The following is a 7582-nucleotide window of genomic DNA, read 5'->3' on the forward strand; positions in this document are numbered from 1 at the left end:
CGCGGGCCATGCCGACGGGGCGTCCTGCCCCGAGTCCGTCGCGGTCTACCAGCGCAGGCTCGCGGAGATCGACGCCGAGATCCGCGCGCTGATCCGCCTGCGCGCGGACGTGGCCGGCCAGCTGGCGCGGGCCTGCCCGGGCTGCGCCCTCTCCACGGAGGCGACGAATGATCACATTGACCGGCGCGAACTTCGACGAGCAGGTGCTCCGCGCCGACAAGCCGGTACTGGTCGAATTCTGGGCGGACTGGTGCCCGCCCTGCAAAATGATCGCGCCGATCCTTGACCAGATCGACGCGGAGCACGGCGACCGGCTGACCGTCGCGAAGCTCAACGGCGACGAGAACCCCGACATCGTGACCCGCTACGGCGTCCTGGGCTTCCCCACGCTCAACCTCTACCGCGGCGGCGAGGTCGTCCGGCAGATCGTCGGCGCCAAGCCCAAGCGCGCCCTCCTCGCCGCCCTGGACGGCCATTTCTGACGCCCCGGCGGACTTGATCGGATCGGCGACGGCCCTCCCGCCCGGCGATCTATGCTCGACGTCAATGGCGCCGGTGTCGGGAGGGCCCTCGTGCGGACGTTGCTGAACGTCATCTGGCTGGTTCTGGCGGGGTTCTGGCTGGCGCTGAGCTACGTGTTCGCCGGGATCATCTGCTGCGTCCTCATCATCACGATCCCGTTCGGCATCGCGTCGTTCCGCATCGCGGCCTTCGCGCTCTGGCCGTTCGGCCGCACGACCGTCCCCAAGCGCGGCGCGGGCGTCGGCTCCCTCATCGGCAACGTCATCTGGATCATCGTCGCGGGCTGGTGGCTGGCCCTCGGCCACCTCGTCACCGGGGTCCTGCTCTGCCTCACGATCATCGGCATCCCGTTCGGCGTCGCGAACTTCAAGCTGATCCCGATCTCGCTGACCCCGCTCGGCCACGACATCGTCTCCTCCAGCGACCCCGCCCGCTTCTGACCGCCGGCGGCGCCGGAACCGTCCGCCGTCAGGAGGGCCAGGGGGTGCCGGTCAGGCGTTCGTAGACCTCGATGTAGCGGGCCCGGGTGGCGTCCACGACGTCCTGGGGGATGGCGGGGCCGGGCGGGGTGCGGTCCCAGTCGAGGGTGCTGCTCCAGTCGCGGACGAACTGCTTGTCGAGGGAGTGCTGGGGGCGGCCGGGCTCCCACTCGTCGGCGGGCCAGAAGCGGGACGAGTCGGGGGTGAGGACCTCGTCGCCCAGGACGAGGGTGCCGTCGGCGGCGCGGCCGAACTCCAGCTTGGTGTCGGCGATGATGATGCCGCGCTCGGCGGCGAGGGCGGCGCCGCGCTTGTAGATCTCCAGCGTGACGTCCTTGAGGCGGGCGGCGGTGTCGGCGCCGATCTCGGCCACGACGTCGGCGTAGGTGATGAACTCGTCGTGGCCCTCGGCGGCCTTGGTGGTCGGGGTGAAGATCGGCTCCGGGAGGCGGGAGGCGTCGACCAGGCCGGGGGGCAGGGAGATGCCGGAGACGGTGCCGTCCTTCTGGTACTCCTTGAGGCCGAGGCCGGTCAGGTAGCCGCGGGCGATCCACTCGACGGGGATCATGGAGAGCCGGCGGCAGCGGATGGCGCGGCCGGCCCATTCGGCGGGGACGTCCTCGGAGATGACATGGTTCGGGATGATGTCGGCGAACTGCTCGAACCACCAGAGGGAGAGCTGCGTCAGGATCTTGCCTTTGTCGGGGATCTCCGTGGGGAGCACGACGTCGTAGACGCTCACCCGGTCGGACGCCACCAGGATCAGCTCGTCGCCGTCCGCGTAGACGTCCCGCACCTTCCCGGAGTGGATCAGCTCCATGTCGCTCCTCGTCTCGGCTGCCGGATAGGAGTCTGGCACAGCGGTGTCCGGCCGCCTCACGAGGGCCGATAGGTTTTGATCAGCCGGGCGGGGGAGGGTTTCGGGGTGCGGGCGGTTCGTGTGGCGGCGGTCGCCGTCTTGGTGGCGGCGTTCGGGGGTTGCCGGCCGGCCGTCGAGGGCAGGGCGGCCCGGCCCGCGCCGCCCGCGCGGCCCGCGCCCAGCGTGACTCCCGTCGTGCGGGACGAGGCCGCAGTGTGGCGCGGGTGGGGGCTCAAGCCGCTGCCGCCGGCGCCCGCCCCGCCGGAGGACAAGCCCCTCAAGCTCGGCGGGAAGGGGCCGGTGAAGGTCTTCGACCGGGTTCCGACGGAGGAGCGGGTCGTCTTCATCACGATCGACGACGGGCAGGAGAAGGACCCCAGGTTCGTGCAGATGCTGACCGACCTCAAAGTGCCGGTCACCATGTTCCTCACCGATGACGTCGTCCGGGACGACTACGCGTACTTCAAGCCCTTGCAGGCGCTTGGGAATCACGTCCAGAACCACACGCTGGCCCATCCCGTCCTGCCGCTGCTCGGGTTGGACGGTCAGAAGCACGAAATCTGCGGGGCGCAGGAGGCGCTGACCAAGCAGTACGGGACGGAACCCACCCTGTTGAGGCCGCCCTACGGCCGGTGGAACTGGGCCATGCAGCAGGCGGCCCGCGAGTGCGGCATCGACGGGATCGTCATGTGGCGCGCGTCCATGCAGATCCACGACATGCAGTACGACGACGCCAACAAGAAACTGCACCCCGGTGACATCCTGCTGGCCCACTTCAGGGGGCCGGAGCAGCTCAAGGGCGAGACGATGACCGAGATGTTCGCCCACATGCTCAAGCGCATCGGGAAGCAGGGCTTCGCCGTCGCGCGTCTGGAGGACTACATCAGTCCTCGATCAGCACCCGCATCGTCTTCACCGCCGGGTCCGCTCCGTCCGGGATGACCGTGCCGCCGTCGACGCCGGTGCGCAGGTAGTCCATGACGGGCGCGGTGATCCGCTCGCCGGGCAGCACGGCCGGGATGCCGGGCGGGTACGAATGCGGCGCCGGTGACCGGGTAGGGCGGGCGTGTACAGCCGACAGGGAGCTACCATGAACGATCGCATACCGGCCGAGGCGGAGCTGGCCTGGGAGGACTTCCACCGGCTCGTCAACATGACCTCCGACGAGCTGCGGACGTGGCTGCTCACGGACGCCTCCGGCGAGGAGGCGTTCCCCGCGGACGGTCCCGGCCCGGGGGTCAACGAGCTCGGCGCCCGCGTGGTCGACATCCTGCGCAAGCGCAAGGTCGACCTGACCGAGAGCGACACCGAGCTCATGGCGGAGGTCGTCGACTTCGTGGAGGACCGCCTGGAGAACCGCCCGCCGAACGCGGAGCGGGACGAGCAGTGGCGGCACGCGCTGATGAGCGTGGGGCACGACCCGCTGCGTCCCCAGCCGTCCAGCGCCTAGGAGGCGACCGCACGCCGAACCCCGACTAGGCGGAAGGCTCGCGGGCCGCTCCGGGGCAGACCGGGGCGGCCCGCACATGCGTGGCTTGTGGGACGCGGCGGGAGGGTAGGGACAAGTAGTGATCGAGCTGTCGCCGGGCCAGGGACTCGTCGAGATAGGCGAACTGCTGCTGGCGATGGTGCTGTCCGCCGCCATCGGCCTGGAGCGGGGGCTGCGGAACAAGAGCGCGGGGCTGCGCACGCACACCCTCGTCGGCGTCGGCGCGGCACTGTTCATGCTGGTCAGCAAGTACGGGTTCGAGAACGTCCCGGGGAACGTGTCGCTCGACCCGTCGCGGGTGGCGGCGCAGATCGTGTCCGGCATCGGGTTCATCGGCGGCGGGCTGATCTTCGTCCGGCGGGACGCGGTGCGCGGGCTGACGACCGCGGCGGTCGTGTGGGTGACGGCGGCGGTCGGCATGGCGGCGGGCGGCGGGCTGTGGGTGCTGGCGGTCGCGGTGACGGCGATGCACTTCCTCGTCGTCTACGGGCTGAGCGCCGTGACGCGGCGGCTGCCGCTGCACCGGTTCCGCCCGGCGGGCATCGCCCGGATGCGGCTCGTCTACCGGGACGGGCGGGGTGCGCTGCGGCGGGTCCTGATGGAGTGCACGCAGCGCGGGTTCGTGATCCTGGAGGTCAACGTCGACCGCGACTACCTGCCGGACGACTCCGACCGCGGCCGGGACGAGCGCCGCGACCGGCGCGAACCGCCCGAGCGGCGCCGTCCCGGCAACGCGGTGGTGTCGGTGGTGCTGGAGGGCACGGGCTCCATCCCGGACCTCACCGCGCACCTGAGCGAGCTGGACGACGTCATCGGCGTCACGGTCGGCTCCGAGAAGGACGACGAGGAGTGAGCCGTCAGGGGACCTCGGTCTGCGGGCTGTAGCCCTCGTCCTCGCCGCCCGGGGTCTCGGCCTCGGCGATCGCCGGGTCGGTCGGGCTCGGGGTGTGCTCGTCGGCGAAGTCGGCGTCCGCGTCCTGCGGCGCGCCCGCCTCGGCCCGCCGGTCGGCGAGCGGCTTGTCGGCCTCGTTCCGGCCGGCGTCCGGCTCGGTCATCGGCATCCTCCTCATCACGGCTCGAACCCGTCACGGCTCGAACCCCTCACGGCTCGAACCCGTCACGGCTCGAACTGGGGCGATACCCGGCCGGCGGGGTTCAACCCTCCGTTCGGGCGCGGACGAACGCGACGAGGCGGGCGGAGTCCTCGCCGTCCAGGACGATCTCGAAGTCCCTCGCCAGCACTTCCGGCAGCTCTTCGGGCTTGAGCGCGCGCGTGTGGCGGGAGCCGCCGGGGCGGGTGACGGTCAGCGTCGTCCCGTCCAGCACGCGGAGGGCGTCGGACGAGAACTTCTGCGTGAGCGGGCGGGCCGTGAACGGCGACCGGGGGCTGGTGGAGACGAAGTGGTTGAGCGCGTCGAAGTCGATGCGGAGCGCCTCGTTCATCGCGAACATGTGCCGCCGGACCCAGCCGTTCTCCGAGGTCTGGTGCAGTTCCCAGCCGGCGGTGTGGGGGCTCCACGTCCGGATGGTGCGGCCGCGCCGGAGCCGGAAGCCCCAGCCGTCCTGGACGGCCTCCGCGCCGTCGACGAACCGGAGCGGCTCCAACGGCCCGGCGCCGAACCCCACGTCGCACATCCAGCCGGGCTCGTCGCGCGGCTCGCCGGGCGCGCGGACGTGCAGCAGCGAGTGCGTCGTCGGCCGGAGGCTCGCCGCGCCCAGCATGACCCGCCCGAGCAGCGCCGTCACCTCGAACCCGAGCTTCTCCAGCACCGCCGCGAACAGCCGGTTGTGCTCGAAGCAGTAGCCGCCGCGCGGCCGCTGGACCAGCTTCGCCTGGACGGCGTCCAGCGACAGCTCGACCGGCCGGCCGAGCATGATCTCCAGGTTCTCGAACGGGATGGACGTGACGTGCGCACGATGCAGCGCCCGCAGCGTCGCCGCGGTCGGCTCCAGAGTGCCGTCATATCCGGTCCGCTTCAGGTACGCGGGCAGATCCAGCAGTTCGCTCTCCCACCCGTAGCCCAGATCCTCGCTCATGACTCCCTCTCACTTATGAAACGAGATAACAACCGACGCGGCCGAGATCCTCCCGGCGGGTTTCAGCTGAGCGGAAGGCGGAGGACGAACCGGCTGCCGCGCGGGCTGTCGGCGATGCGCAGCGACCCGCCGTGGATCTCGGCGATCTCGCGGGCGATGGGCAGGCCGAGCCCGGTGCCGTGCGGGTCGAGGGCGCGCGACTCCGGGAGCCGCGCGAAGCGTTCGAAGACCCGCTCGCGGGCCTCCGCGGGGACGCCCGGGCCGTCGTCCTCGACCTCCAGGACCGCGTCGCCGGCGTCCCGCCGCACGGTCACCGCGACCTGCGACCGGGCGTGCCGTTCGGCGTTGTTCAGCAGGTTGCCGAGCACCCGGTGCAGCCGCACCCCGTTCCCGGTGACGGTGACGCCCGGCTCCAGCCGGGCGTCGATGGGGACGCGGCCGCCGTGCAGCGGCAGCTCGCGGCGCGCCAGCTCGGCGAGGTCGAGCCGCTCGACCGGCTGCGGGGTGCGGGCGTCGAGGCGGGACAGCTCCAGCAGGTCGGCGACGATGTCGTTCAGCCGCTGCACGTCCGCCAGCGCGGACCGGACCATCGTCTTCCACGGGTAGCCGTCCGGTTCGTCCAGCGCGACCTCCAGCCGCGTCCGCAGGGCGGTGATCGGGTTCCGCAGGTCGTGCGAGGCGTCCGAGACGAACCGGTGCTCCCGGTTGGACGCCTCCTCCAGGCGCTCGAGCGTGGCGTTCACCGTCTCGGCGAGCCCCTGGATCTCGTCGGCGGTCGGCGGGACGGAGACGCGCCGGTCCAGGCCCTGGGCGCCGACCTCCGCGAGCTCTCTGCGGAGGCGGACGACCGGGTCGAGCGTCCGCCCGACCGTGCGCCACGTCCACCAGGTGATCAGGGCGAGGAGCGCGCTCAGGACGGCGGCGATGGTCAGCGGCAGCAGCCACGCGCTCAGCAGGGTCGGCAGCGGGGCGGCCGCGACGATCACCACGCCCGCCCCCCACGGCGACTCCCGCACGCGCAGGCCGAACACCCACACGCACTCGTCCAGGAAGTCCGGGCATTCCTGCTCGTCGATGAGCACCAGGCGCTGCTGGAGTTCCTCCTGCACGAGAGGCGGGAGCCCCACGGCGTCCTTGCTGGCCGCCAGGACCTGCCCATCTTGGTTCACGACCTGTACCAGGGGCGCCTCGCGCGATCTCGGGGCGAGCTCGCCCCGGTTCTCGCCGGTGGCGAGGCTGAACGCGATGCGCTCGACCGTCAGCTGGGCCTCCCGGGCGACCCTGTTCGCCGCCCAGTCCCGCGCGAGGAGCAGCATCAGGACGAACACCAGGGTCAAGATCAGCGCGGACACCCCGGCGCTGAGGACCGTGGCGCGGCCGCGGACGGAGAACAGCATCCGTTCCCGCCACCGGCGGGCGCGGTCCCGTCGCTCCGTCGTCACAGCTCACCCCCCGTGCCACTCCCGGTCACTTCCCACTGCTCAGAGTAGTCAACGGGTCACGGGCGGCCGCGGGCGTGAACGGGTGGCGGGGGCCGAACCGTACAGCGGGGGTGACGGGCGACTTTCCGGACGTGAAGGGAGCCGTCGCGTGGGTGTCGAGGACGCGGTGCGAACTGCCGTGGCCGGGTCCGCCCGGCTCGGGGGAGGCGGTGCTGTGGGCGAAGCGCGGGGCCGCGTGGTGCTCGGCGAGATCACGCTGCCGGGGGTGCGGCGGTCCGTCGGGGTCGCCCGGGGCTTCGTTCGGGAACTGGCGGCCGGAGTGCCCGCGGTGGACGACTTGGTCGTGGTGGTGAGCGAGACGGTCTCGAACGCGGTCACGCACACGGCGTCGGGGCTGGCGGGCGGGCGGGTGACGGTCGTCCTCACGGCGGGGGACGGGGTGTACCGGCTGGAGGTCTCCGACGACGGGGCGGCGGGCGGGCGGCCGCACGTGAAGGCCGAGGCCGAGGCGGAGACCGGCCGCGGGATGCGGATCGTGGAAGCGCTCTCGGCGCGGTGGGGGTTCCGGGCGGAAGGGGAGCGCACGGTGGTGTGGGCGGAGTTCCCGGCCCCGGCCGCCGAGTAGCGGGCCGGGGCCGGGAACGGCCGCTCACCGGCCGCGCTGGAGCTGCCGGGCCGGCATCCGCCGGGCGTTGCGGCGCTGGTTCGCGAGATTGGCGGAGCGGAATTCGGACTTCTTTCGGGCGCCCTTCTT

Annotated in this window: 11 protein-coding genes; 6 read left to right on the top strand and 5 right to left on the bottom strand. The window is 72.1% G+C overall.

Translation table 11 applies throughout. The annotated features are described in order from the left end of the window. The first annotated feature begins 167 nt into the window (after positions 1-167). The gene (gene trxA, locus ACIWVC_RS08340; RefSeq protein ID WP_396453958.1) at positions 168-482 is read left to right on the top strand and encodes a thioredoxin; all 315 of its coding nucleotides are present in this window, start codon (positions 168-170) and stop codon (positions 480-482) included. A 90-nt stretch (positions 483-572) separates the two neighbouring features. Beyond that, the gene (locus ACIWVC_RS08345) at positions 573-962 is read left to right on the top strand and encodes a YccF domain-containing protein (RefSeq protein ID WP_396447979.1); all 390 of its coding nucleotides are present in this window, start codon (positions 573-575) and stop codon (positions 960-962) included. Positions 963-990: 28 nt separating this feature from the next. On the opposite strand, the gene ACIWVC_RS08350 is transcribed toward ACIWVC_RS08345, so the two are convergent. Continuing rightward, complete coding sequence (locus tag ACIWVC_RS08350; protein ID WP_396447980.1) at positions 991-1821, bottom strand: phosphoribosylaminoimidazolesuccinocarboxamide synthase; 831 nt, start codon at positions 1819-1821, stop codon at positions 991-993. Positions 1822-1926: 105 nt separating this feature from the next. Here ACIWVC_RS08350 and ACIWVC_RS08355 point away from each other — a divergent pair, with 105 nt between their 5' ends. Beyond that, on the top strand, positions 1927-2802 hold the full coding sequence (locus tag ACIWVC_RS08355) for a polysaccharide deacetylase family protein (RefSeq protein WP_396453959.1): 876 nt from the start codon (positions 1927-1929) through the stop codon (positions 2800-2802). Here the strand turns inward: ACIWVC_RS08355 and ACIWVC_RS08360 are convergent. Continuing rightward, entirely contained in the window at positions 2744-2872 is a 129-nt protein-coding gene (locus ACIWVC_RS08360; protein WP_396447982.1) for a hypothetical protein, read from the bottom strand. The two genes, ACIWVC_RS08355 and ACIWVC_RS08360, sit on opposite strands and share 59 nt — an antisense overlap. 78 nt (positions 2873-2950) lie before the next feature. Here ACIWVC_RS08360 and ACIWVC_RS08365 point away from each other — a divergent pair, with 78 nt between their 5' ends. Both ACIWVC_RS08365 and ACIWVC_RS08370 read left to right on the top strand, forming a co-directional pair. Next, positions 2951-3310, top strand: coding sequence for a DUF3140 domain-containing protein (locus ACIWVC_RS08365; RefSeq protein ID WP_396447983.1), 360 nt, complete (start codon positions 2951-2953; stop codon positions 3308-3310). 118 nt (positions 3311-3428) lie between these two features. After that, positions 3429-4202: an MgtC/SapB family protein gene (locus ACIWVC_RS08370; protein ID WP_396447984.1), complete on the top strand. Its 774-nt coding sequence runs from the start codon at positions 3429-3431 to the stop codon at positions 4200-4202. A gap of 4 nt (positions 4203-4206) precedes the next feature. Here ACIWVC_RS08370 and ACIWVC_RS08375 read toward each other — a convergent pair whose 3' ends face one another. The 3 genes from ACIWVC_RS08375 to ACIWVC_RS08385 form a co-directional block, all read right to left on the bottom strand. Further along, a complete protein-coding gene (locus ACIWVC_RS08375) occupies positions 4207-4404 on the bottom strand; it encodes a hypothetical protein (protein ID WP_396447985.1) in 198 nt (65 codons plus the stop codon). A gap of 100 nt (positions 4405-4504) precedes the next feature. Then, complete coding sequence (locus ACIWVC_RS08380; RefSeq protein WP_396453960.1) at positions 4505-5386, bottom strand: arylamine N-acetyltransferase; 882 nt, start codon at positions 5384-5386, stop codon at positions 4505-4507. A gap of 62 nt (positions 5387-5448) precedes the next feature. Continuing rightward, positions 5449-6828 carry a sensor histidine kinase gene (locus tag ACIWVC_RS08385; RefSeq protein WP_396453961.1) on the bottom strand — a complete coding sequence of 460 codons (1380 nt, stop codon included), beginning with the start codon at positions 6826-6828 and terminating at the stop codon, positions 5449-5451. Positions 6829-7042: 214 nt separating this feature from the next. Here ACIWVC_RS08385 and ACIWVC_RS08390 point away from each other — a divergent pair, with 214 nt between their 5' ends. Further along, on the top strand, positions 7043-7453 hold the full coding sequence (locus ACIWVC_RS08390; protein ID WP_396447988.1) for an ATP-binding protein: 411 nt from the start codon (positions 7043-7045) through the stop codon (positions 7451-7453). Positions 7454-7582 lie beyond the last annotated feature (129 nt).

This window comes from Actinomadura sp. (assembly GCF_044508335.1).
GTDB lineage: Bacteria > Actinomycetota > Actinomycetes > Streptosporangiales > Streptosporangiaceae > Spirillospora.

Excerpts from the sequence above, each read along its gene's own strand:
- trxA (WP_396453958.1), top strand. The coding sequence starts at position 168 with ATGATCACATTGACCGGCGCGAACTTCGACGAGCAGGTGCTCCGCGCC.
- ACIWVC_RS08350 (WP_396447980.1), bottom strand. The coding sequence starts at position 1,821 with ATGGAGCTGATCCACTCCGGGAAGGTGCGGGACGTCTACGCGGACGGC.
- ACIWVC_RS08365 (WP_396447983.1), top strand. The coding sequence starts at position 2,951 with ATGAACGATCGCATACCGGCCGAGGCGGAGCTGGCCTGGGAGGACTTC.
- ACIWVC_RS08375 (WP_396447985.1), bottom strand. The coding sequence starts at position 4,404 with ATGACCGAGCCGGACGCCGGCCGGAACGAGGCCGACAAGCCGCTCGCC.
- ACIWVC_RS08380 (WP_396453960.1), bottom strand. The coding sequence starts at position 5,386 with ATGAGCGAGGATCTGGGCTACGGGTGGGAGAGCGAACTGCTGGATCTG.